Here is a 22,407-nt window from a genome sequence, read left to right as displayed (position 1 = left end):
AAGTTCTCCCTTCTTTCGGTTCTGTTTTGTCGAAGAGGCAACAGGGCATGCTGTGACGCGATGTTTGAGAAATTGTCGCCCGGCTTCGGCTGCCCGGGCGACAGAGCACCTGACAGGGCGCCGTAGCACGACGAAAGAGGGTCTCTTTACTGGGTGTGCGAGATGCTTCTGAGGGCTTCGGCAAAGCACAGGGTGGCCGAACCCGTCGCGGTCCGACGGCGAAGGCTCCGCGTTAGGCGATGTAGGTGCTGCGTCGATCATGGCTCCACCAGTTGCTGGATTGCGTGCATCGGTAGGACGAGCCGGAGGTAGTCCGGCAGCCGCACGAAGCCGTTTCCCTTATAGAAGGCAGCGGCGCGCTCGCTGATGGCATCCACCACCAGCATCGAAGAACCGACTGTGGCCGCGCTCGCATAGGCGCGCCGCACGGCGTCGGCGAGAAGCATCGCACCCAGGCGTTCGCCCTGACGGGCTTCCGAGACCGCCAGCCGTCCGATCAGCGTGGCGCTGACCAGCGGATAGCGCGGGATGTGCTTGCGCGCGGCGGCCGGCACGTCGCCCTGTGCAAGGCTGGTTGCGCAAAGCGTATAATAGCCCAGCATGACATCCGGTTTATCAGGCTCCACTAGAATGAAGACCCCATTCGCCTTGCGCCGCACATCTTGGCTTGCCTGCGTCCGGAGATAACGGTCGAGTCTGTCGACGCCGCAGACAAAGCCGTCCCGGTCGTGATGCGACGCGAGCGCCTCGATCTTCAAATCTGGCCGAGACGCCGCCATGCTCAGGACGCGACCCGGCGCTTGTGCTCGGCCAAGGCGCGGACCAGCCGCTCACTCGGCTCTGGCGGATTGACCAGCGCGTCGAAGAATGCCGCGCGGTCGCGATCGGACAGCACCAACGTCTCATGCTCGGCGATCGTGCGGCGCGCGGTGTCAGTGAGCGCAGTGACGCAGAAGTCGCTGACTTTGCGTCGTGACAGATGCGCTGCCCGCTCGATAAGATCCTTAGTCTCTTCATCCAACCGGAATCCGAGGCGTTCGACGCGGTTGGGCGTCTCTCGTTCGATCTGGGGCTGTTTGCGCGCCATTGGGATCACTCCTGTCGTGGTCTATGTTTCGCAGACAATGTACGTCACATAGACGAACAAATCAAACCGATTTCTGCCCTTCATCCACGCGCTGGTGGTCGAACATCAGCTTCGCCCGCTGTTCGGCTTCTACTGGGTGCTGACGGTCCAGGCAGGCAGGCTCTTCGACAGCCCGCTTCTTCTATCCCTGTTGTGGTTTACGCTCGGCCAGCAAGAGTGTTCAATGCGTAACGTGTGTATCGTCGTTCGCCAGTTCTAATCAGTGCACCCTTGGCAACGAGGTCCTGCAAATCTCTTGTCGCTGACGCGCGAGATGCCTGAGTGATGGCGATGTAATTCTCGGCGCTGAGACCGCCCTTGAAACCATCTATACCTTCGCGGAACATCCGGGTGATGGCCTTTTCCTGTCGCTCGTTGAAGTGACCGTGGTAGCGTTCGTAAAACTTGGCCTTGGCGACGGAGAATTCGACACGGGCAAGCGTTACGCGCTGCGCCTCAAGGATCGTTTTAGCGAAGTAGAGCAGCCAATCCGTAATCGCGTTGCTCTTGTTGCTGGCCTCGAGATTGTCGTAGTAGGCCTTGCGGTGGCGTTCAATCGTGTACGCCAAAGCGATGAGACTGGGCTCACCCAGGCTTTGCGCCAACGCCTTTTCGCAGAGGGCACGCCCTATGCGCCCGTTGCCATCCTCGAACGGGTGAATGCTCTCGAAATAAAGGTGCGCGATTCCGGCACGCGTCAACGCCGGAATCGGTATCTTGCCTTTGGGCGCGGTTACGTTGAACCAAGCCGCGAAGGCGTCCATTTCGGTCTTCGCCCGGGCCGACGGCGGCGCTTCGAAATGCACTTTGGGCTTATCCAGCCGATTGGAAACGATTTGCATAGCATCGGCATGCTGGCGGTAGCTGCCGATGGTCCCGATACCCCGCTCACCCGACATCACCATCTTGTGCCAAGCGTAGAGGGTGCGGTGTGAGAGTGTATCGGCGAAATGCAAGTAAACATCGGCCATCATTTCAGCGATGCCACGCTCGGCCGGCGGAATGTGCCTGATCTCGCTTCCCAGGCCAAGTTGCTGGCGTAAGGATGATTGCAGACTCTCGCGGTTGAGGTATTCCCCTTCAATCGCGGATGTCTTCAAGGCCTCTTCGCTGATAAGGTCGATGCGGATCTGGTCGCGATCGTTGGCACCCACATGACGAAAGACGCCCAGGAACTCGCCCGATCGCAACAGGAACTCGCTTTCCAGCGGTTCCAATACCTTCTTATCGTAGGTAAAATGCGGCCAGTCAGCCTGCTCCCAATTCCATACCATGAGTTATAGAGCACCTTTCTATAACTCATGATGCCACGACAGGTGAGCTATAGCAATCCTCGCTATGCCTCAGGGTCTTCTCGGATACGTCAACAATTGGCGAACGTGTTCGGGGTTCGAGTTGTAGACCGCTATATCGCAAGACCCACTGTTGAGGAGGCGTTCTTGCGGTCGCGCCAATCTGTTTGATTGCAGTTCGAGCTGATCGATCAACCCCCGGGCGGCACCGCAGATTTTCCTGATTGCGCCGGAGTTGATCCAACCCAGGTCGGCTCTGAAAGGGCCGCTGGACACGTTGAAGGACATAGCTTGAGGCGCCCCGAGAACCGGTCTTTGCACAGCTCCCCTCACGCAGGTATCAAGGGCCGACACGTGTAGCGTCATTATCGAAATCAGCGGCGGTTCCTACCTCACAGGCGTGCGCGGCTTTGCCTGTTCAAGATGTGGGCACGGCTCGGATCTGAACCGGTAGGCTGGAGCACGGAGCCGGCCCCGACGGGCCCTCGGGCTGGGCTCCGGGAACTGTCCTGTCCCTTGGCACTGGAACCCTGATTTCGGGCCAGTCCAACTGGCGGTTGCTAGACGTATAGCAACTCATGCGCCTAAGTTTGCCTACGGCCCGCGCGCACCTGGCAAGCCCGCCCACCCTAGTCCCCCGCTTGGTGCAACAGCGCCCGTCCCGCCCCGCCGCACCTAACCGTGCGGCGGGCTTTTTTTTCACGCGGTGGAACACCGGCGCGCAGGGAAGTTCGGGGCATGCCGCATACCCTTCGCCTCACAGTATTGCTGCCGGATCGCTTGCCCTGATCGGCCCACGTCGTCGATCGACAAAGGTTCATTATGGAGCGACAACGCTCGCTAGGGCTTCCCGATGATGGGAGTCATGCTCGGTCCTTTCTCGGCAGGGAGCGGGCAACAAGCCGAAGGCGTTCATAAAGAGTCCAGAACTGCTCGTGCTGAGTTCGGCGATCGTCATAGTTATATGTTTAAGATTCCAAAGGTCAGACAGAGACGGCTGCCGCGCATCCGGTGATTTTCGGGACCTAATGAAGTATCGGCGTTACCTACGCGGGCGGCAACTGGATGGGACTGCGCGGGAGAGCGGGCCAGCTTGGTTCGTCGGCCGTTGGTAGGACGTGCTCAAGCGGCCTTAATCTTCATCTCTGCGCCGAGCACCATCTTTGTCACGGCGGCGAAGTCGAGCTTCCCGGAGCCGAGGACGGGCACTTTCGCAACGACGCGCACTCCGGCGGGCACCATCAGGTCCATGGCGCCGTTGGCCTTAGCGAAGGCCAGGAATTCGGCACGCGTGGCGTTGACGGCCTCGGTGATGAGGATCAGCTTTTCGCCCTTGCGCGCATCTGGCACGGCGGCGACCGCCGAGAGCGAGCCTTTCCACAATTCGCCCGCCAGCGCCTCGACGGCGGCCATCGAGATCATCTCGCCACCGATCTTGGCAAAGCGCTTGGCGCGGCCTCGAATGGTGATGAAGCCGACATCGTCGACGGCGACGACGTCGCCGGTGTCATGCCAGCCGTCTTCGAGCGGTTCGAGCACGCCCGGCTTTTCGGCGCGCAGATAGCCTGCCATGACGTTGGGCCCACGCACGAACAGCCGTCCGCCATCCTCGACGCCAGGCACCGGATCCAGGCGATACTCCATACCCGGCATGATTTTGCCGACGCTGCCGGACCGGTTGTACATCGGCGTGTTGATGGAGATCACCGGCGCGGTTTCGGTCACGCCGTAGCCTTCGAGGATGCGCAGGCCGAACTTTTCCATATAGATCGCGCGCGTCGAAGGCTTGACCGGTTCCGCGCCGGCAAAGCAGTAGCGCACTGACCGGAAGTCGTAGGGGTGTGCGGTGCGGGCATAGCCGGCAAGGAACGTATCGGTGCCGAAGATGATCGTTGCGTTCGAGGCGTAAACCAACTCCGGCACGATCCGGTAGTGCAGCGGCGAGGGGTAGAAATAGACCGGCACGCCCGAGATCAGCGGCAGCACCGTGCCCGCCGTCATGCCGAAGGAATGGAAGATCGGCAGCACATTGAAGACCTTGTCGCCCGAGTGGAAGTCGATACGCGAGGCGGCCTGGGCGGCATTGGCCAGGATGTTGCGGTGGGTGAGCAGCACGCCCTTGGGCGTGCCTTCGGACCCCGAGGTGAACAGGATCACCGCCGGATCTTCAGACTTGCGGGCGACCCGGGGTGCGCTCTTGCGCAGAAGGCCGAGCAGCTTGTGCCTGAGGCCAATGGTGGCCCGCAGATCATCGAGCCAGACGATGTCGACCGATCGGCCGAGTTCCTCGACCACGGCGCCGAGTTTCGCTTGTTCGACAAAGGCGCGCGAGGTCAGCACGGTGCGCACCTCGGCGGCTTTGCAAGCGGAGAGGATGTTAGCTGCACCGGCAGTGAAGTTCATCATCGCCGGAACCTTGCCGGCCGACATAACGCCGAGCAGCGTCGCACAGGCGCCATTAGCGTTGGGCAGCATGATGCCGAGCGTCTGCTGGCCGGCATAGAGTTTCTTGAATTTCTCGCCAAGCACGGCGGCGGCTGTCAGCAGCTTGCCGTAACTCAGCGAACCGGTGACCGGGTCCTGAACGGCCAGTTGCTTCATGCCGCGTTCGTTCGCCGTCTGGATGATCTTCTCCAGCACAGTCTTGTCGATGTCCTGGGTGCGGAAGACGAGGTCCGACATGACCTGGTAGAGGGCAGCGCCCGCCGCGGCGCGGCGCTTCCGGCCCTTCAGATCCTGCAGTACTTCAAGTTTGACGGGCTCCAGAATGGTCACCTTGACCTTCGGGAACAGCCGGCGGCGAATATGCAGCGAGGTCAGCCGCGAAAAATAGCTCTTCTCCAGCCCGTCGATGCGCACGGGCACGACCATCGAGCCGGTCTTGTCGGCCACCATGGCGGCGCCGTCATAGACCTTCATGAGGCCGCCGGTGACGGTGATCCGCCCTTCGGGGAAGATGACCAGCGGATCGCCGCCTTGCACGATCTTGATCAGCGTGCGGGTCGACATCGGCTTGGCTGGATTGAGCGGCAGCGCACGGGCGAGCTTGAGGAAAGGCTTCATCCACCAGGCCTGGGCGATAGTGTGGTCGATGGCAAAGACGGGCTCTTCCTCGGTCAGCGTCAGGGCCAGCGGACCGTCGAGGAAACTGACATGGTTGAGCGCCAGGATGGGTGCCGGGCCGGCCGCCTTGAGGTTTTCCAGCCCCTCCACCTCCAGACGATGGAAGGCTCGGAACAGAATGGAAACGAAATCGCGGAAGGCGTTTGTCGGAAGGTATCTCAGCATCAGCCAGGCGGCGACCACGTTGAGTGCGGCGAGGCCGAACAGGATACCTCCAGTGGAGACGCCCGCTGCTTGAATCGCGGCGACAAGTATGCCGCCCACCGTCATGAAGCCTGCATTGACGATGCTCACGGCGGCGACGACGCGAGCGCGGCTGGCTTCGGGCGCCCAGGCTTGCACTGCGGCGAAGGTCGGCACGACAAGAAAGGCGCTGGCAATAGCCATGCCGGCAAGGTCGATCGCAACATGGACCGTGTTTGGCCCGGCGAAGAATATTGCGAGCGTTTCGGCCCTGGGCGAGGGCTGCATGCTCCAGATGGTCCAGGCCAGGTCCAAGCCGAATAGTGCCATCAACGCCGTGCCAACCGGGGCTGGCAAGAGCACGATGCGGCCCTGCGACATCCATGCGGCTATGGCAGAGCCAATCGCGATCGAGACGGCGAACACCGCGAGATAGGCGGTGACAGCGATTTCTCCGCCACCGAGCGAATCCTTGACCAACGTAGGCAGGATCGAAAGGACAATGGCCCCGATAAGCCAGAACCACGACGTCATCAGTCCGGCGCGCCAGATCCGCTTGTCGGCACGCAAGCCGTTGACCTGTCGCCACGTCGAGCGAAAGATGTTCCGGTCTATAACGAGGTCGGGTGCAGCAGAACCGGTTGACGGAATGTATCGGCTGACAAACCAGCAACCGATGGCGAGGATCATCATCATCGGCCCGAAGACCGAGACGCCTATGCCATCGGCCGAGACGACGCCTCCGGCGATAGTGCCGCCGAGGATGGCGGCGAAGGTTGCCGATTCGATCCAGGCATTGGCGCGGGGCAATTCCTTGCGCTCGAGATGATCCGGCAGGATGCCGTACTTGATCGGTCCGAACAGTGCCGAGATGATGCCGAACATGAGCAACGCCATCATCAGCACCGGGATCGACGACAGCGCGATCCCAACGACAGCGACAGCCGCAGCGGCGATCTCGGTGAATTTCAGCCGACGGGCGATGAGCGCCTTGTCGAACCGGTCGGCGATCTCGCCACCAAGGGCGGACAGGAGCAGGAAAGGAGCCATGAAGACGGCACCCGCCAGGGTGACCAGTGATGCCGCCTGGTCCGCCGCCAGGGTGAACAGAATAAGGAAAACCAGCGTGTTCTTGAGGAAATTGTCGTTGAAGGCGGACAGGAACTGCGTCCAGAAGAGAGGCGCAAAACGCCGTGAAGTCATCAGATGACTGTTCGTGGGGTTGTTCGTGAGGATTTCCATAGCGGCGACTTCCATTGGGCAGACCGTTGAAGATCCTGGTCGGATCGATCCGCGGTCTTGCGCGGTTTGAGCCTTTTTGTAGTGGGAACCCGATTACGCTTCGTTACTGCGGTTCACATTGATCAGCAGCTTTCGGTGTTGCCGGTTGATGAAGCGGCTTGCCTCTTCCGCGTCTCGCGGTGTCTTGGTGATGGTTCGAGGTATCCACGAGCCTGGTCGCGGCCATCGGGCAGAACCCCTTGGCGGCTATGCTTGCCCCATGAAATTGATGCGGCCGTCATCATCCAGGCGGCGATAGCGAAAGTGGGCGTGGTCAACGTTTGCAGGCGCTTGAACCCTTGGGAGCATAGCTGTTGGAGGTCATCGATATTGTCTTTTGGTTTCAGGGTGAGGTTGCGCCGGCGTTGGTCTGTTTCCGGGTTCGATACAATCAGCCGGTCTTGCGACAGTCTTTCGCAGCCGGTCGAGGACGGCGTCAGTGAGCCGGCTCGCTTCATCGGCATGAGCGGTGACGGCATACGTCATCAAAGCAATAAGACTGCCCGCATCCTCACCCCGTCGTTTGGTCGAAAGTAAGGTGGGACAATCAGAGTGCGCAAACTTGTCATTACTGATACTGCGCTTCACCCCAGCTTTTAGCGTGCGCCCTTCGGCATATGCGTGGTTCACCATTCCTTCACTTTATTAGCGCACGTTCATATGCGGACATGTTGGTGTAGCTTGTACGTGCCCAAAGCCCCGGCGCATCGACCCAGCGCTGGGGCTTTTTTTGTCCGCCTGGTTCCGCGTGTTCCCCAGACAGGGGCGTGAACTGCGCAGTCGCCCTTGAAGGTGAGTTCGCCGCTGTGGTGGTCCTCTTGCATCGACCAAGCTCAAGGCGAGGCCATCGACTTGAGCCTAGCTGTGCGTGTTTCGACATTTCGACGTCGCGGTGTCGGATTATTTGCATGCAAACCAGTTTTACGACGCTATCCTCCCATCCTCAACGGACCATTCTGGGAGGAATGCATGGCTGCGCATGAGCAACTGCCGTTGAAATTGTTAGGGACAAAGAGTGGTCGGTTCGCGTGACGGTCAACGGCACCACCACCACGGTCCCTTTTACATCTGAGAGCTACGCGCGTTCGTTTGCAGACGGTCAGGCGTTCCGACTGGGCGTTCAGGTCGCGGAGATCAAGAAGGCGGCCTAGCTGCGCGCTTGGCCAAGGCCGCATGGCGATTGAAGCCCGAGTGACCAAAGTCGGTCGAAAAAGCGGCAACGCTTACGGTCTGCCACGCGCGGCAAGTGACCAAGTAGCCTCACTCGCTCATCGCATGAAGCACGTCGTGCTTGATGATCTCGATGCTGCGCAGATTGAGCAGGCGGATGACGCCTTTGTCCTTCAGCCGGGTGAAAACCCGCGACACGGTTTCGATGGTGAGGCCGAGATAATCGCCGATATCCATGCGCGACATCGGCAGTTCGACCTGTCGCAAGCCGCCCTGCCGCTCCGCCATGTCGACCAGGAACGCGGCGACGCGTTCGATGGCATTCTGACGGCCGAGAACCAAGAGATGTTCCTGCGCTCTCGTCAGGCCCTTGAGAGCCAACGGCAGCAGCTGACGGGAGAGATCCGCACCAGTGGCAAAGCGGAAGACGCGGACACCCACGGCGTTGATGGCTTCGGCGAAAAAATGATGGGTGGTGTCGGCTTCGAAACCGAATGTCTCTCCGGCCAGATGGAAGGCACTTATCTGCCTGCGACCGTCCGCAAGCAGGCGGTAAACACGCACGGCGCCAAACTCGACCTGATAGAAGGCTCCGGCCTTTTCACCTTGCGCATAGATTTCCGAACCGCAGCGAAAGAAGCTGACCGGCTGTAGCAGTGTCGGATCGAATGCCGTAGGCAGGCTCGACTGTAAGCCGTGCGACGGCAGTGAAATTCTGGAGCTCGATTGGGCGTGCATGGCTGTTTCCCGGTTGATCCGTAGCACAGCAATCGCGCGAATCAGCAGGTCGCGAAATTCGGTTCTATCCCTACGGGAAACTACCTAGTGCTTGGCTGGGAAAGCGGTGAAGGCCGGCAGCGTGCCTACGCGGCGCCCGCCTTCTCGGGAACTTGCGCATGCTTCTGCCGACTTGTGCCGCATTGAAATTGTCGGAGCACGCAATCATCAGCGTCGGTCGACAGCCGTCATACTGGCAGACTGGCAACGGAAACGCGGTTTCGACAGGTCGGCAACCGGGCCGAAATCCGCCGCCTGCAATCGCGACTGAAATCACGGGTGAGGATGCAGGAGTGGGCAAACGAAAGCCAGATCGCCAAGATCGGAATCAGAGCCGTCGACATCATCGACGTCGACATGGCTCGCATTCAGATGATCTTCCCGGCTAAGCCCGACGAGGCGACCGGTGGGCGCTGAAGCCAACGGCTTTCGCTGGTCGCCGTCGTCGCAAGGCACTTGGCAGGCCATCTTAACGAGGCCCGGACGATGGTGGACGAACGGGTGATGAAAGCCATCACCGCCGAGGACGCCTCGTGAGCCGCGCCGAAAGGGATCGCAATTCTTCGAAGTTATGGAGTTTTTCGGGAATGGCGATCCTTTCTTGGGTGGCGAGGCCGAGGGACAATTGATTGAACAGTTCGCGAGATGCCGACCCGCGCAGTCGCGCCAGCTATGCTCTGGCTGCAACGCATCCAACGTTACCATCCATCCTGACATGAACGCGCCGGCAGTCATGCTACTGTGGAAGCGCAGCTGGCCGATCCTACGACATCGTTCTGGCAGCCTGCCATGAAGTGAAGAGGAGAGTTCACCATGTCCAGGATGAATCGCCGCGCCTTGCTTCTCAACGCCGCCAGCGCCGTTGTCGCCTCGACGGTTGCGGCATCGGCTTTCGCCACAAAGCCGCGACGGGAGGACCGGGAACCGTCCCGCGATCTGCGGGCGCTGATCAATGCGCACAAGGCAGCGTACGCGGCATTCGGCAAGGCGATCCACGAAATGGGCGGCAGTAACCGCGACCACGACAGAGCCAGCCGGGCTGAGGAAAGGGCGCTGCTGGCTGTATGCGCCTATCCTGCGGTCAGGGAAGGTGATCGCCGGTCCAAGGCCCGATATCTTTTGAAGATCGAGGCGCGCGGTGAGCTCGACTTGGCAGAGCATATGCAAGCTCTTCTCCGCTCGACGATGGGGGAGGGATAGGACCGGGATTGCGTGTCCTGCTTCTCGTCGATGGCATTCGTGTGCAGCTAGAACCAGGCGTCGAGCCAGTTGCCTATGCCTCGCTCGATAGCATATTGCGAGCGGCATAGAGTTCGCCAATGAAGTCGGTGATCAAGGTCGAATTGATGCCGTCCGGCGGGCGCAGGAGTAGCGCGCGGAAATTGACGGCTGGCTCGAATGGCCTGGCCAAAATACCGCCGATCATGCCGTCCGCAATGACGGAGGGATTGACCAAGCCGATTCCCATGCCCTTCGCTGCAAGGATAGCGATGGTCAGGCCGTAGGGCGTTTCGATCAGGATGCGCGGCCGTACCCCATGCGCGGCCAGGATCTTGTCCATCGCGAGCCGAGCCGTATCTTCCGGCGACAATGCCAGGAAGGCCTCGTCGGCGAGATCGGCCGGCGTGATTATCTGCTTCCGCGCCAGCCGGTGGTTCGTCGGCATTACACAGACGGCGCGCGGCGTGGTGAAGATGCTGTGCAGCACGCCGCTGGTATCGACCTCGTCGGCCGCGAGCCCGATATCGAAACTGCCAGAGGCCACCAGGTCGCGCACGATATTGGAGGTGCGGACCTGATAGCTGATTCGCACCTGCGGATGCCGGCGTGAGAACGCTACGATGGCGCGCGGCACCAGCCCATGCCCGAGTGCCGACAGGCAGGCGACGCGGATGGTACCGGTTCCGACCTCCTTGATCTGGGCCGCCCGCAGCTTGAGCCGGTCGAGCCCGACCAGGTTGGCCTTTACCTCGGCATGGAACAACTCCCCTTCGCGTGTCGGCACCAGCCTGCCACGAATGCGGTCGAAAAGCCTGAAGCCGAGTTCGGCCTCTAGCTTGGCTAGCGAACGGCTGATGGCCGGCTGCGAGGTATCCAGCAGCGCGGCCGCCGCGCCGGCACCGCGCGTGATCATGATCGCGTTGAAGACATCGATGTCGCGCAGGTTCATAGTCAGCCCATATCAAAAGCGAATTAACTTTATCGCCGCGGTCATAGATGGCAATGGGTGAGCCGGCTAAGCTGCGCCTATGAACCGACGCGATGACACTTCACATGTCCATCCTCCCAAGCGCTCGGAGGAACCGTTCCAGGCGGTGGCGATGCCGGTCGAGCGAGCCTCGACCGTGGTCTTTGACGATCTGGAATCGTTCGAGCTTCGCGTCGAGCGTCTGTACGACGGGTTCAGCTACGGACTTTACGGCACACCGACCAGCCGGCAGCTCGAAGATCATATCGCCGTGTTGGAATGCGGATCGCGGGCTCTCGTCGTCCCGTCGGGCATGGCGGCCATGACGCTGGCGACCATGGCTGTCTGCCGTGGCGGCGAAAGCGTTCTGATCCCGGAGACGCTCTATGGCCCGGCGCGCGACATGGCCGAGCGTTTTCTCGGCCCACTCGGGATCGAGGCGGTTTCCTACGATCCACGGCTGGACGCAAGTATCGCGGCCATGATCGACGGCAGAACGCGGCTGGTCTGGGCAGAATCGCCTGGCTCAGCCACCTTCGAAGTTCAGGATGTGCCAGCCATCACGGCCGCGGCCCACAAGGCCGGCGCGCTCGTTGCGGCCGACAACACCTGGGCCTCGCATCTGCTGTTCAAGCCGCTCGCTCATGGCGTCGACATCTCGATGCAGGCGCTTTCCAAACACGCCGGCGGCCACGGCGACCTCTTGATGGGCTCGCTCGCAGTGCATGACCATGCCCTGTTCCGGCGCCTGAAGGATACAGCGCGTTTCCTTGGCTATGGCGTCTCGCCCGAGGATTGCGCGCTGTGCGAGCGCGGCCTGATGACGATGCCGGTGCGCATGCGCCACGCCGACGGTACAGCGCGCAAGATTGTCGCCTGGCTGTCGGGGCGCCCGGAAGTCGCGCAGATCTTGCATCCTGCGGAGCCTGGCCATCCCGGCCACGCGGTCTGGAAGCGTGACTTCGCCGGATCGGCGGGCGTGTTCTCCTTCGTGCTGCGGCCGGAACTGGCGCCACTGCAATCCGATGTTCTGCGCAGCCTGCGGCTGTTCAGGCTCGGCGCAAGCTGGGGCGGCGTGCATTCGCTGATTGCCGTCAGCGATCCCCGCAAGGGCCGCGCCAGCCTCGACTGGCTGAAGCCCGGCCCGGTCTGGCGCCTGTCGATCGGCCTTGAGGCGCTCGAAGATCTTCTGGCCGACCTTTCTCAGGCCTTCGAACTTTTTGCTGAAGCCCGGCGCAACGGAACCGCCGCGGCCGACGTCAACGCCGCAGAATGACGACAACTCAACGACAAGGGGAATGATTATGAAACATCAAGGTCTGAAATGGCTCACGGGTCTGGCGATAGGATTGGCCAGCCTGACTACGGGCGCCGTGGACGCCAGCGCGCAGGCGGTAATCAACAAGATCAAGGAGCGCGGCTATGTCAGCTGCGGCGCCAGCCAGGGCGTGCCCGGTCTATCCCGGCCGGACGAGAAGGGGTATTATCGCGGGTTCGATTCCGACATCTGCCGCACTTTCGCGGTCGCCATCCTCGGCGACAGAGACAAGATCCGTTACGTGCCCCTTAACGCAGGCCAGCGTTTTGCTGCGCTACAGACTGGGGAAATCGACGTTCTGTCGCGCACATCCACCATCACCTACAGTCGTGATACGGTTGTCCGCTTCGTCTGGATCAATCTCTACGACACGGACGGCATGCTCGTGCGCAAGGCCGATAACATCACCGAGCCCAAACTGCTGGACGGAAAGACCGTCTGCCTGCAAGGCGGTGGCAGCCTGACCGAGAAAGCGATCGAGGAAACCGAGGAAGAGTTCGGGATCGCGATGGAGAAAGTCTATTACGACTCGACCGTTCAAGCGCGCGACGCCTTCTTTGGCGGCCGCTGCGATTCCTACGTCACCGACGGCACCGCGGCAGCAGGACAGCGTGCCTCGGTGGCCAAGAACCCGGACGACTACGACATCATCCGGGTCGGCAGGGCCGCCGAACCCAATGGAGTCGCGGTCGCCCGGGGTGACGATCAGCTTTTCGACGTCGTGCGTTGGACACTCAATGCGCTGTTCTGGGCCGAGGCCAACGGCATCACCTCGCAAAACGTCGATGAAAAGCTTGCCTCGGGCAGTCCGGAAGTCAAACGCGTGCTGGGTGAGGAGCCCGGTTTCGGCAAGCCGCTCGGATTGGACGACAAGTGGGCCTACAACGTCATCAAACAAATGGGCAACTACGCCGAGATCTGGGATCGCAATCTCGGCAAGGACAGCCCGCTGAAGGTCGAGCGCGGCCTGAACGCGTTGTGGAAGGACGGCGGCCTCAACTATCCTTTCCCTTGGGATTGAGCTGCATGAAGGGGACGCGCCCGCCGTTCCCTTTCCCTGCCAACGCCGCGAACCGTCGAGGTCGAAATGCTGAGCGACGCCAGGACCAGATCGATCATCATCCAGTGTGCCCTGGTGGCCGTGGCTGCCGCCTTCGCTGCCCTGCTCGTCAGCACGACTTTCGCCAATCTCAGGGCACGCGGCATACCGATCGGCTTCGATTTCCTGACGATGCCGTCAAGGATCGTCATCTCCGAAGCAATCCTCACTTACAAGTCGCGCGACCCCTATTACTGGGCGATCGCGACCGGGCTCGCCAATACGGTCTTCATCTCCGCGCTCGTCATCGTCTTTTCATCCGCGCTCGGCCTCGTCGTCGGCATCACCCGGCTGAGCAGCAATCCCCTGGCGGCGGGCACCTGCCGCGTATGGGTGGAGGTTGCACGCAATTCACCGCCGATCGTGCTTCTGATCTTTCTCTACTCGCTGTGGTGGAAGGTGCTGCCGCCGGTCGGCGAAGCGCTCAATCCGCTGCCAGGCGTTTACGCCTCCATGCGCGGCTTTGTGGTGCCGGCCGTCAGCATGGACGTCGCCACCGCGGGAATGCTCGTCATTGCTCTCGCCCTGGCACTGGCGGCCGCTGGCTGGGCGGCGGCGAGAAGAGGATGGCTGCCACCGCTGACCGCGCCGGCGATCCTCGCGGTTGGCATTGCCGGGCTCTGGCTTGCCGATGCGAAGTTCTCCGTCGACTGGCCGACCTTCACTGGGTCGAACTTCAAAGGCGGCAAGGACCTGACGCCCGAGCTCAGCACCATCCTCATCGGGCTGACCATCTACACCACCGGCTTCGTCGCCGAGATCGTGCGTGGGGGCGTGCTTTCGGTCGGCCGCGGTCAGTGGGATGCAGGTCATTCGCTCGGCCTGCCACGCGGCAAAATATTGCGTCTGATCATCATTCCGCAGATGCTGCGGGTGATCGTCCCGCCGCTCAACAGCCAATACATCAACGTCGTCAAGAATTCGACGCTGGCGATCGCGGTCGGCTATCCGGACTTCCTTGCGGTTATGAACACCATCATCAGCAAGTCCAGCCATTCGATCGAGGGCGTATTCATCATCCTCGGCGTCTATCTCGCCCTCAACCTGAGCCTCTCGAGCGCGGCCAATTGGTACAACCGTCGCATCGCCATCGTGGAGCGCTGAACCATGAAGGCCCTGTCTCTTCCCCTTCCGGCCGAGCCAATGCCAGGACAGATCCGCTTCGGCGCTTTGCGGCGGTCAGCCATGCTCCTGTTCGGCACGCCACTCAATGCCGTCCTGACGCTGTTGTTCGGCGTTCTGCTCGTCGCCACGGTACCGCCGATGCTGCGCTGGCTGGTAATCGACGCCGTGCTGTTCGACCCCAGTCCACGCGCGTGCCGGGTGGCCGCCGGAGCGTGCTGGAGCTTCATCTACGCCAAGTCCGGGCAGTTGCTGTTCGGCATCTATCCGCTCGACGAACGCTGGCGCCCCGCCATCGTCTGCGTGCTTATCCTGGCGCTGCTTGCCTGGTCGGTGCGGCCCGCCAGCTGGGCGCCGCGGCTGGCAGCGCTCTGGATGGCGGCGCTCGTGTTGATCTTCTGGCTGATGGCCGGCGGTTTCGGCCTAGCCGAGGTTCCGACCTCGTCCTGGGGCGGCCTGCCGGTGACACTCATCCTCACCGTCGTTGCGATCGGCGTCGCCTTCCCCGTCGGCATCCTCCTGGCGCTGGCCAGGCGCTCGACCATGCCCATCATACGCATCGGCGCTGTGGTCCTGATAGAATCGGTGCGCGGACTACCGCTCTTGTCCATCCTGTTCGTGGCATCGATCATGATGCCGCTGTTCCTGCCCGAGGCCCTCTTGCCTGACAAGTTCGTGCGCGCGCTGGTCGCCCTCACCATCTTCGCCGCGGCTTATCTCGCCGAGGTGATCCGCGGCGGCCTGCAGGCCATTCCGAATGGCCAGTACGAGGCCGCGGCTGCGGTTGGCCTGCCCTTCTGGCGCACTCAATATCTGGTGATCCTGCCGCAGGCGATCCGGGTGGCGATCCCGGCGCTGGCCAACACGATCATCGTCATGATCAAGAACACCAGCCTTGTCCTGGTGGTCGGCCTGTTCGACCTGATCAGCTCCGGTAAAGCGGCGCTGGCCGACCCGGACTGGCCATCGCCAGCGGCCGAGACGTTCCTGTTTATCGGGGCGATCTTCTTCGCACTCTCATTCTCATTCGCCCGCTTCGCCGACTTCCTGGAGCGGCGCGGCCCAACCGCTCACTAGGAAATGTTGTAATGTTGTCGTCCGCCGCCAAGCGCGTTCCGCCCATGACCGATCCCAATGATCCGCCGGCAATCGAAATGATTGGGATGAACAAGTGGTACGGGAACTTCCATGTGCTGAAGGACATCGACTTGACAGTCCTTCGCGGCGAAAAGCTGGTGATCTGCGGGCCCTCGGGCTCGGGCAAGTCGACCATGATCCGTTGCATCAACCGGCTGGAGGAGCACCAGCAGGGACAGATCGTCGTCGACGGCGTCGAACTCACCAATGATTTGAAGAAGATAGACCTAATTCGCCGCGACATCGGCATGGTGTTCCAGCATTTCAACCTGTTCCCGCACCTGACCATTCTGGAGAACCTGACGCTGGCGCCGATCTGGGTGCGCAGGATGCGGCGCGCACAAGCCGAGCAGACCGCCATGCATTATCTGGAACGGGTGAAGATTCCGGACCAGGCGCACAAATATCCCGGCCAGCTTTCAGGCGGTCAGCAGCAGCGGGTTGCGATCGCGCGTGCGCTCTGTATGAGCCCGAAAATCATGCTCTTCGACGAGCCGACGTCGGCACTCGATCCGGAAATGGTCAAAGAAGTGCTCGACACGATGGTCGCGCTGGCTGGGAATGGCATGACCATGCTGTGTGTCACGCACGAGATGGGATTTGCCCGCCAGGTCGCCGACCGCGTCGTCTTCATGGACCAGGGCGAGATCGTTGAGATGAACACGCCCTCGGAATTCTTCTCGCATCCGCGTCACCGGCGCAGCAAACTGTTCCTTGCCCAGATCCTGAACTAGCTCGATCGCATAGAGAGAGTTCATCAGCTACGGATCAATGAGCCACCTCTCCGAGATCCCGCACCAAAATGCCCGTGGCAGCGGACCGGCAATGGATCGCCCGCCCTTTGACCATGCCCTGGCAATCTCGAGCACATCTAGAGCCTGGCTCGGCCCGGCAGAACTCACTTCGAGCGAAATTGGAGAAAGCGTGTGGCGTGTTTCACCTGCCTTTCGCCGGGAACAATTTGATGTCGCAAAGTGTTCCCGCGTGAAGAAGGCGAAGGACCGTGAACATGCGCGTAGTCATCATTGGCGCAGGAATCGCCGGACTTGCAGTTGCCAAGGGACTGCGACTCCTCGGATGGGAGACCGAGATTTACGAGCAGGCGAGCGAACTAAAGCCTCTGGGTGCGGGCCTCAGTCTTAGCGCTAATGCGCTTCGTGCCCTTCGTGTGCTCGGGCTCTACGAAACGGTTGTTGCCGAGGCGCAGCCGATACACAGACTCGATCTTCTCGACGACGAAGGACAAGTCCTTCAATCGACGGATTTTCAGCGCTTCAGCCAGCGATATGGTCACCTCAGTATGGCCGTGCTGCACCGCGGCGATCTCCATCGGGCGCTTCTTACGGAGCTGCCGCGCTCTGTTATTCGCACCGACATGGAATGCGTGGATGCCCGCCAGGTCGGCGAGAAAATCGTCCTGCACTTCGCGGATGGGGAGATAGTGGAAAGCGAGCTGGTGCTCGCTTGCGATGGCATTCACTCCGCTGTTCGTAGGGCATTCTTTCCAGAGTCGCGCGAGCATTTCGCCAGCTACGCCTGCTGGCGCGCCATCTCGCCCGGTCTCCCCCAGGGAATGGACCCTGCGCGTCTTACCGAGAGCTGGGGGGCCGGCAAACGCATCGGGCTGGCCGCGATTCCCGGCGAAAGGGTCTACTGGTTTGCGTGCTGCGGGGCCGAGCGCCTACACGACCCCAAGCTGGCTCAGGCCGATCTTGCCGGAGTGAAGGCGATGTTTTCCGGCTTTCACGATCCCGTCCCTGAGGTCCTCGATCGGACACCGGCGGACTCGCTGATCTGGACGGATATACTTGATCTCGATCCGATACCCTCGTTTACGCGCGGAAATGCGGTTTTGCTTGGCGACGCCGCGCATGCCGTGACACCCGATTTAGGGCAAGGAGGTGGACTTGCCATGGAAGACGCGGCAGTTCTTACAGCGTTGTTCGGACGGCTTCCGGCCGACGAGGCCCTCCGTGAATATCGCCTCGACAGGGCACGTAGGGTCGCGGCTGAATCACGCCTCTATGCCAAAGTCGCGCAATGGCAGAACCCGCTTGTCGTCCCTCTTCGCAACTTCCTGGTAAAGAGCATACCGGAGCGTTTCATGGATCAGCAGCTCGACGCGGTTCTCGATGTCACGTTTGAACCCGTGAGGTCCGTCGCCTAACGCGGCGATTTGGCGGCAGCACGTCGCCCGGGCAGTCTTCGGCATGGGCCGCCTGATCCCTGCCTATGGTCCTGACAGGCTCGCGCAGTTTTTCCGGATGCTCTTGACCTTCCAGCAGCTGGAAAGAGTATCTCTCTCGTATCAAATACGAGGAGACACGAATGAACATCGGAGCTGCCTCCGAAAAGTCCGGGCTGCCGCCGAAGACGATTCGTTTGCTGTTGCCTTCGCTGCGGCGACGATCCTTCCGTCGCAGTCGGAGGCCGCCCTTGCGGGACTCCCTCTCGCCGGCAATGCTGATTTTTCTCGCCAGCATGGGCAACGTCCTGGGTTCTGCGGCAAACTGGGGGCTTGGTCGAGGGATTGAACGCTTGCGGGATAGGCCCTGGTTTCCCCCGCGTCCTGCGACGCTCAACCGCGCAACGAACTGGTATTGCCGTTATGGAAGATGGTCGCTCTTGTTGAGCAGGATGCGATCATCGGCGATCCGCTGAGCGTGGTCGCTGGGGTTTTGCGCGAGCCGCTATGGAGCTTTGTCGTAATCGTCGCTCTCGCGAAGGTCTCGCGTTATTTGGTTGTTGCCGGAGCGGTGCTGAGCCTGACGTAAAACCGAAATCGCGGACATCGCAGCGCGGTTGCGTTCATTTGGGCATGAGCCATAAACAGGCCATACAAAAATGTATGAAAAATATTGTGGCGCATGGCGGCTTCGAGCCATACCGTTCTTGCAACGATCCTCACTTTTGGTTGCACTGCAGCAAACTGGTTGAAGGCGGCCTTGACAAATCAGCCGAACAATTGTGGGAAGGGCCGATGAGGACTGTTGGTCGAATCGCGATCCTAGGAAGCGTACCGCTCCGCGCTCTGCTGGCGGTCGTATTCCTGGTCATGTCGGCGCTTCAGCCTGGTCTATTCGCCACAGCCAATGCCACGGGTTTTCACGCCAGCGCGGATCTGCAAGCCGAGACACCTGCACACGACATGAGCCATCACGGCGCCACGGTGAATGAGGCGGATACGTCGGAGCATCAGCACGGCGACAAGCAATCCGCCGACAAGAGCTGTGAAGTGCATTGCGCGCCGGCACATGCGGTGCCAGTCGATTGTCCCGAGTTGGAGCATGTGATCTCCCGCTGCTTTGCGCCCGTCATTGCCGTCACTTTGCCGCTCGGCGAATATAAAGCGCTGATTAGACCCCCAAGATACATCTGAACTGACGCCTCTTTTGAGGGCGTTCGCGCGCAGCGTTGGGAATTCGCTCCCGCGCGGCCAAATGCACACGTCAAGATTCAGGTCTACAATGAAAATCGCAAGCTCCGCGATGCTCGCATCGCTGTTAGTTGCCGGATGCGCGGCAACCACGCCGCCAGACATTCTTCCAGTCTTCAATCCGGCCGATCCCGCAATGGGCGTCCGTGATGCGCGTCACCACCCGGCCGTCGTCGACTATAACCGTCGGGAGCCGGTCGATCCGAAGAATTGGCGGCGTCTTAATGAAGAACTCTCTCCCGCGAACCCGGGGGCCGGATCATGACGCGCCGGTTACTGACCATAGCTGCGGTATTGACTGTCCCGCTGATTGCCAGCGGATGCGTGTCCAGCGGGACCCTTGATGGCATCTCGGCCCCCATGGCCGGCTTCACGACAGTCGCGGCGCGTGCCGAAGCCGTAACCGGCAAGCAAACGGTGTGGGTTCAGTCCAGCGATGAAGCGCGGACGGTCTCGGAGCACGTGAAGCGCCTGGTCCAGAAGGAGACAATCGGTCCAGACACCGCGGTGCAGGTCGCCTTGCTCAACAATAAAGGCCTGCAGGCCGCCTACGCCGAGATCGGCCTGTCGGCGGCCGACATGTGGCAGGAATCGATGCTCGTCAATCCGACGATCTCGGTCGGCATGATCGGCGTCGATCCTGTGCGGACGATCGAAGGAGCGGTGGTCAGCAACATTCTTGCCATGGCGACGCACAAGCGGCGCGTTGCGGTCGCGGATGCCCGTTTCCGTCAGGCCCAGCTCCGCGCCGCCGAGGAAACGCTACGGCTGGCCGCGGACACGCGGCGGGCCTGGATCAACGCTGTCTCGGCCCGTGAGAGCGTTTCCTATTTGAACAAGGCGCAGGCTGCCGCCGATGCTGCTTCTGAACTCGCGCAAAAACTCGGCGAGACGGGTGCCTTCACAAAGACCGGGCAAGCCCGCGAGCACGTTTTTTATGCCGAGATCACCGGTCAGGCGGCGGAGACGCGGCTTACGGCACGGACCGCCAAGGAAGAGCTCACCCGGCTGATGGGTCTATGGGGACCGGATGTCGATTACTCAATCCCCAACATGCTTCCAGCCCTGCCCAAAGGCGCCAAGGCCAAACGCGCGATCGAGGCGGAGGCGCTAAAAAATCGCGTCGACCTCGAGATCGCGAAACTTGAGCTGGAAGCTCTGGCGAAATCCTACGGTCTGACCGAGGCGACGCGCTATGTCAGCGACCTGGAACTACTTTCCGGCGTGGAGGTGGAACGCGAGGATACGGAGGAGGGTGGAACCGAGACGAGTGTCTCACCCACTCTCGAACTCGAGTTCGTCATTCCGATCTTCGACACCGGCAAGGCGCGCATTCGCAAGGCCGAGCTTGCCTACATGCAAGCCGCAAACCGGATCGCGGAAAAGGCCGTCAACATCCGGTCAGAGGCTAGATCCGCCTATGATGCCTACCGTTCGACCTACGACATTGCCCGGCACTATCGGAACAATGTTGTGCCGCTGCGCACAAAAATCGAGGCGGAATCGGTCCTCACCTACAACGGCATGATCACCAACACGTTCGAGCTGCTGGCGGACACACGCGCGAAAATCAGCTCGATCATGCTTTCCCTCAATGCCAAGCGCAATTTCTGGCTGGCCGACGTCAATCTCGGAACCGCCATCCACGGGGGCGGCACAGGCTCATCTGGAGCCGGCGATGCACCGGCCCCAGCCGAAGCGGGCGCCGAAGGCCACTGAACTCAAGGAGAACAAAATGCTTTCAAGACGTCAGTTGCTAGGCGCGGGAGCCCTGCTCGCAGGCGCCACTGCATGGACCAAAACATCCGCAATGGGGCTGCCCGACGCTCCGCTCATGGACTCTCCAGACATGCAGCCTCCGATTGTCCCGACGAGCGGACCTGACTACCAACCGGTCGTGACGCTCAACGGCTGGACACTCCCTCATCGCTTGAACAACGGCGTGAAGGAGTTCCACCTCGTGGCCGAGCCGGTCGAGCGCGAAATGTCGCCCGGCATGACCGCCTATCTCTGGGGTTACAACGGCCAGTCCCCCGGCCCGACCATAGAAGCGGTTGAAGGCGACCGCGTCCGCATCTTCGTAACAAACAAGCTGCCGGAGCACACGACGATCCACTGGCACGGCATGATCCTGCCCAACGGCATGGACGGCGTCGGTGGCCTCACCCAGCCGCACATCCAGCCTGGCAAGACCTTCGTCTACGAGTTCGACCTCGTGAAGAGCGGCACCTTCATGTACCATCCTCATGCCGACGAGATGGTCCAGATGGCCATGGGCATGATGGGCTTCTTCGTGATCCATCCCAAGGACCCGAAATACATGCGGGTCGACCGGGATTTCGTCTTCCTGCTGAATGCCTACGACATCGAACCGGGATCCTACGTCCCTAAGGTCATGGAGATGACCGACTTCAACCTGTGGTGTTGGAATAGCCGCATTTTTCCGGGAGTCAGTCCCCTGGTAGTGTCAAAGAACGACAGGGTGCGGGTGAGGGTCGGCAATCTGACCATGACCAATCACCCGATCCACATGCATGGCTATGACTTCGAAGTGACCTGCACCGATGGCGGCTGGGTTCGCCCCGAGGCACGCTGGCCGGAGGTGTCGATCGACATTCCGGTCGGAGCGATGCGCGCCTATGAGTTTGAAGCCAAGTATGAGGGCGACTGGGCGATCCACTGCCACAAATCGCACCACACGATGAACGCCATGGGACACGATGTGCCGACCTTCATCGGTGTCGACAAGACAAAGGTGACCGACAAGATCCGAAAGGTTCAGCCCGACTATATGCCGATGGGCAATCGCGGCATGGCCGATATGGGCGAAATGGAAATGCCGCTGCCCGACAACACCATCAAGATGATGGATGGCTGGGGGCAATTCGGCCCCATCGAGATGGGTTCCATGTTCTCAGTCGTCAAGGTTCGCGAGGGGCTCGCCTCGAACGACTACACCGATCCTGGCTGGTACCAGCACCCGGCGGGAACCGTGGCCTATGAGTGGAAGCGGGATGTCCCCGCTCCGACGAAGTCAGGCGACGCAAGAACGATGGCCCCGGCAGCGCACGGTGGTCACGGCAAACAGGGATGAGAACCGAACCCCGCAACCTCAACAATGAGAGAAAGTGCAGCATGAAACGTATGATCGTAGC

19 protein-coding genes and 1 pseudogene are annotated in these 22,407 nt (G+C 61.2%); 13 read left to right on the top strand and 7 right to left on the bottom strand.

Annotation, left to right across the window (positions count from 1 at the left end):
* Positions 1 to 257: 257 nt before the first annotated feature.
* The 6 genes from NKI59_RS25875 to NKI59_RS25850 form a co-directional block, all read right to left on the bottom strand.
* Positions 258 to 758: a GNAT family N-acetyltransferase gene (locus NKI59_RS25875; RefSeq protein ID WP_352592715.1), complete on the bottom strand. Its 501-nt coding sequence runs from the start codon at positions 756 to 758 to the stop codon at positions 258 to 260.
* A gap of 23 nt (positions 759 to 781) precedes the next feature.
* Positions 782 to 1,087, bottom strand: coding sequence for a type II toxin-antitoxin system TacA family antitoxin (locus NKI59_RS25870; RefSeq protein WP_352592712.1), 306 nt, complete (start codon positions 1,085 to 1,087; stop codon positions 782 to 784).
* 197 nt (positions 1,088 to 1,284) lie between these two features.
* Complete coding sequence (locus NKI59_RS25865; protein ID WP_352707772.1) at positions 1,285 to 2,400, bottom strand: Fic family protein; 1,116 nt, start codon at positions 2,398 to 2,400, stop codon at positions 1,285 to 1,287.
* Positions 2,401 to 3,540: 1,140 nt separating this feature from the next.
* Positions 3,541 to 6,966, bottom strand: a complete 3,426-nt coding sequence (locus tag NKI59_RS25860) for an acyl-[ACP]--phospholipid O-acyltransferase (RefSeq protein WP_352707771.1) — start codon at positions 6,964 to 6,966, stop codon at positions 3,541 to 3,543.
* 122 nt (positions 6,967 to 7,088) lie between these two features.
* Complete coding sequence (locus NKI59_RS25855) at positions 7,089 to 7,484, bottom strand: hypothetical protein (RefSeq protein WP_352455518.1); 396 nt, start codon at positions 7,482 to 7,484, stop codon at positions 7,089 to 7,091.
* Positions 7,485 to 8,265: 781 nt separating this feature from the next.
* The gene (locus tag NKI59_RS25850; RefSeq protein WP_352637941.1) at positions 8,266 to 8,913 is read right to left on the bottom strand and encodes a helix-turn-helix domain-containing protein; all 648 of its coding nucleotides are present in this window, start codon (positions 8,911 to 8,913) and stop codon (positions 8,266 to 8,268) included.
* A 318-nt stretch (positions 8,914 to 9,231) separates the two neighbouring features.
* Between NKI59_RS25850 and NKI59_RS25845 the strand changes: the two genes are divergently transcribed.
* On the top strand, positions 9,232 to 9,369 hold the full coding sequence (locus NKI59_RS25845) for a hypothetical protein (protein WP_352455520.1): 138 nt from the start codon (positions 9,232 to 9,234) through the stop codon (positions 9,367 to 9,369).
* Between the two features lie 396 nt (positions 9,370 to 9,765).
* Positions 9,766 to 10,152 carry a hypothetical protein gene (locus NKI59_RS25840; protein WP_352579053.1) on the top strand — a complete coding sequence of 129 codons (387 nt, stop codon included), beginning with the start codon at positions 9,766 to 9,768 and terminating at the stop codon, positions 10,150 to 10,152.
* A 73-nt stretch (positions 10,153 to 10,225) separates the two neighbouring features.
* Here NKI59_RS25840 and NKI59_RS25835 read toward each other — a convergent pair whose 3' ends face one another.
* Entirely contained in the window at positions 10,226 to 11,122 is an 897-nt protein-coding gene (locus NKI59_RS25835; RefSeq protein ID WP_352592692.1) for a LysR family transcriptional regulator, read from the bottom strand.
* A gap of 79 nt (positions 11,123 to 11,201) precedes the next feature.
* Here NKI59_RS25835 and NKI59_RS25830 point away from each other — a divergent pair, with 79 nt between their 5' ends.
* The 11 genes and pseudogenes from NKI59_RS25830 to NKI59_RS25780 all read left to right on the top strand — a co-directional run bounded on the left by NKI59_RS25830 (position 11,202) and on the right by NKI59_RS25780 (position 22,346).
* Positions 11,202 to 12,416 (top strand): trans-sulfuration enzyme family protein, encoded by a 1,215-nt coding sequence (locus tag NKI59_RS25830; protein WP_352455524.1) that lies wholly within the window; start codon positions 11,202 to 11,204, stop codon positions 12,414 to 12,416.
* 28 nt (positions 12,417 to 12,444) lie between these two features.
* Entirely contained in the window at positions 12,445 to 13,479 is a 1,035-nt protein-coding gene (locus NKI59_RS25825) for a transporter substrate-binding domain-containing protein (protein ID WP_352623457.1), read from the top strand.
* Between the two features lie 66 nt (positions 13,480 to 13,545).
* Positions 13,546 to 14,661, top strand: a complete 1,116-nt coding sequence (locus tag NKI59_RS25820; protein WP_352596278.1) for an amino acid ABC transporter permease — start codon at positions 13,546 to 13,548, stop codon at positions 14,659 to 14,661.
* 3 nt (positions 14,662 to 14,664) lie between these two features.
* Positions 14,665 to 15,756, top strand: a complete 1,092-nt coding sequence (locus NKI59_RS25815; protein ID WP_352596280.1) for an amino acid ABC transporter permease — start codon at positions 14,665 to 14,667, stop codon at positions 15,754 to 15,756.
* A gap of 11 nt (positions 15,757 to 15,767) precedes the next feature.
* Positions 15,768 to 16,550 (top strand): amino acid ABC transporter ATP-binding protein, encoded by a 783-nt coding sequence (locus tag NKI59_RS25810; protein ID WP_352707770.1) that lies wholly within the window; start codon positions 15,768 to 15,770, stop codon positions 16,548 to 16,550.
* 275 nt (positions 16,551 to 16,825) lie between these two features.
* Positions 16,826 to 17,983, top strand: coding sequence for an FAD-dependent monooxygenase (locus NKI59_RS25805; protein WP_352707769.1), 1,158 nt, complete (start codon positions 16,826 to 16,828; stop codon positions 17,981 to 17,983).
* A 241-nt stretch (positions 17,984 to 18,224) separates the two neighbouring features.
* Positions 18,225 to 18,590, top strand: a pseudogene (locus NKI59_RS25800) (YqaA family protein).
* Positions 18,591 to 18,634: 44 nt separating this feature from the next.
* Complete coding sequence (locus tag NKI59_RS25795) at positions 18,635 to 19,195, top strand: hypothetical protein (RefSeq protein ID WP_352455530.1); 561 nt, start codon at positions 18,635 to 18,637, stop codon at positions 19,193 to 19,195.
* A gap of 88 nt (positions 19,196 to 19,283) precedes the next feature.
* Entirely contained in the window at positions 19,284 to 19,517 is a 234-nt protein-coding gene (locus NKI59_RS25790; RefSeq protein WP_352455531.1) for a hypothetical protein, read from the top strand.
* Positions 19,514 to 20,971 carry a TolC family protein gene (locus NKI59_RS25785; RefSeq protein ID WP_352623455.1) on the top strand — a complete coding sequence of 486 codons (1,458 nt, stop codon included), beginning with the start codon at positions 19,514 to 19,516 and terminating at the stop codon, positions 20,969 to 20,971. The genes NKI59_RS25790 and NKI59_RS25785 overlap by 4 nt, the downstream gene beginning before the upstream one ends.
* Before the next feature lie 16 nt (positions 20,972 to 20,987).
* Complete coding sequence (locus NKI59_RS25780; protein ID WP_352455533.1) at positions 20,988 to 22,346, top strand: multicopper oxidase family protein; 1,359 nt, start codon at positions 20,988 to 20,990, stop codon at positions 22,344 to 22,346.
* Positions 22,347 to 22,407: the final 61 nt, after the last annotated feature.

The sequence above is a fragment of the Mesorhizobium sp. M0598 genome, assembly GCF_040320865.1.
In the GTDB taxonomy this organism is placed as follows: Bacteria; Pseudomonadota; Alphaproteobacteria; order Rhizobiales; family Rhizobiaceae; genus Mesorhizobium.
This window is presented reverse-complemented; position numbering and strand designations above follow the sequence as displayed.

What these genes read in the sequence shown, in the direction of transcription:
- NKI59_RS25870 (WP_352592712.1), bottom strand. Translation starts at nt 1,087, where the DNA reads ATGGCGCGCAAACAGCCCCAGATCGAACGAGAGACGCCCAACCGCGTC.
- NKI59_RS25865 (WP_352707772.1), bottom strand. Translation starts at nt 2,400, where the DNA reads ATGGTATGGAATTGGGAGCAGGCTGACTGGCCGCATTTTACCTACGAT.
- NKI59_RS25860 (WP_352707771.1), bottom strand. Translation starts at nt 6,966, where the DNA reads ATGGAAATCCTCACGAACAACCCCACGAACAGTCATCTGATGACTTCA.
- NKI59_RS25855 (WP_352455518.1), bottom strand. Translation starts at nt 7,484, where the DNA reads ATGCCGTCACCGCTCATGCCGATGAAGCGAGCCGGCTCACTGACGCCG.
- NKI59_RS25850 (WP_352637941.1), bottom strand. Translation starts at nt 8,913, where the DNA reads ATGCACGCCCAATCGAGCTCCAGAATTTCACTGCCGTCGCACGGCTTA.
- NKI59_RS25840 (WP_352579053.1), top strand. Translation starts at nt 9,766, where the DNA reads ATGTCCAGGATGAATCGCCGCGCCTTGCTTCTCAACGCCGCCAGCGCC.
- NKI59_RS25835 (WP_352592692.1), bottom strand. Translation starts at nt 11,122, where the DNA reads ATGAACCTGCGCGACATCGATGTCTTCAACGCGATCATGATCACGCGC.
- NKI59_RS25830 (WP_352455524.1), top strand. Translation starts at nt 11,202, where the DNA reads ATGAACCGACGCGATGACACTTCACATGTCCATCCTCCCAAGCGCTCG.
- NKI59_RS25825 (WP_352623457.1), top strand. Translation starts at nt 12,445, where the DNA reads ATGAAACATCAAGGTCTGAAATGGCTCACGGGTCTGGCGATAGGATTG.
- NKI59_RS25820 (WP_352596278.1), top strand. Translation starts at nt 13,546, where the DNA reads ATGCTGAGCGACGCCAGGACCAGATCGATCATCATCCAGTGTGCCCTG.
- NKI59_RS25815 (WP_352596280.1), top strand. Translation starts at nt 14,665, where the DNA reads ATGAAGGCCCTGTCTCTTCCCCTTCCGGCCGAGCCAATGCCAGGACAG.
- NKI59_RS25810 (WP_352707770.1), top strand. Translation starts at nt 15,768, where the DNA reads ATGTTGTCGTCCGCCGCCAAGCGCGTTCCGCCCATGACCGATCCCAAT.
- NKI59_RS25805 (WP_352707769.1), top strand. Translation starts at nt 16,826, where the DNA reads ATGCGCGTAGTCATCATTGGCGCAGGAATCGCCGGACTTGCAGTTGCC.
- NKI59_RS25795 (WP_352455530.1), top strand. Translation starts at nt 18,635, where the DNA reads ATGAGCCATAAACAGGCCATACAAAAATGTATGAAAAATATTGTGGCG.
- NKI59_RS25790 (WP_352455531.1), top strand. Translation starts at nt 19,284, where the DNA reads ATGAAAATCGCAAGCTCCGCGATGCTCGCATCGCTGTTAGTTGCCGGA.
- NKI59_RS25785 (WP_352623455.1), top strand. Translation starts at nt 19,514, where the DNA reads ATGACGCGCCGGTTACTGACCATAGCTGCGGTATTGACTGTCCCGCTG.
- NKI59_RS25780 (WP_352455533.1), top strand. Translation starts at nt 20,988, where the DNA reads ATGCTTTCAAGACGTCAGTTGCTAGGCGCGGGAGCCCTGCTCGCAGGC.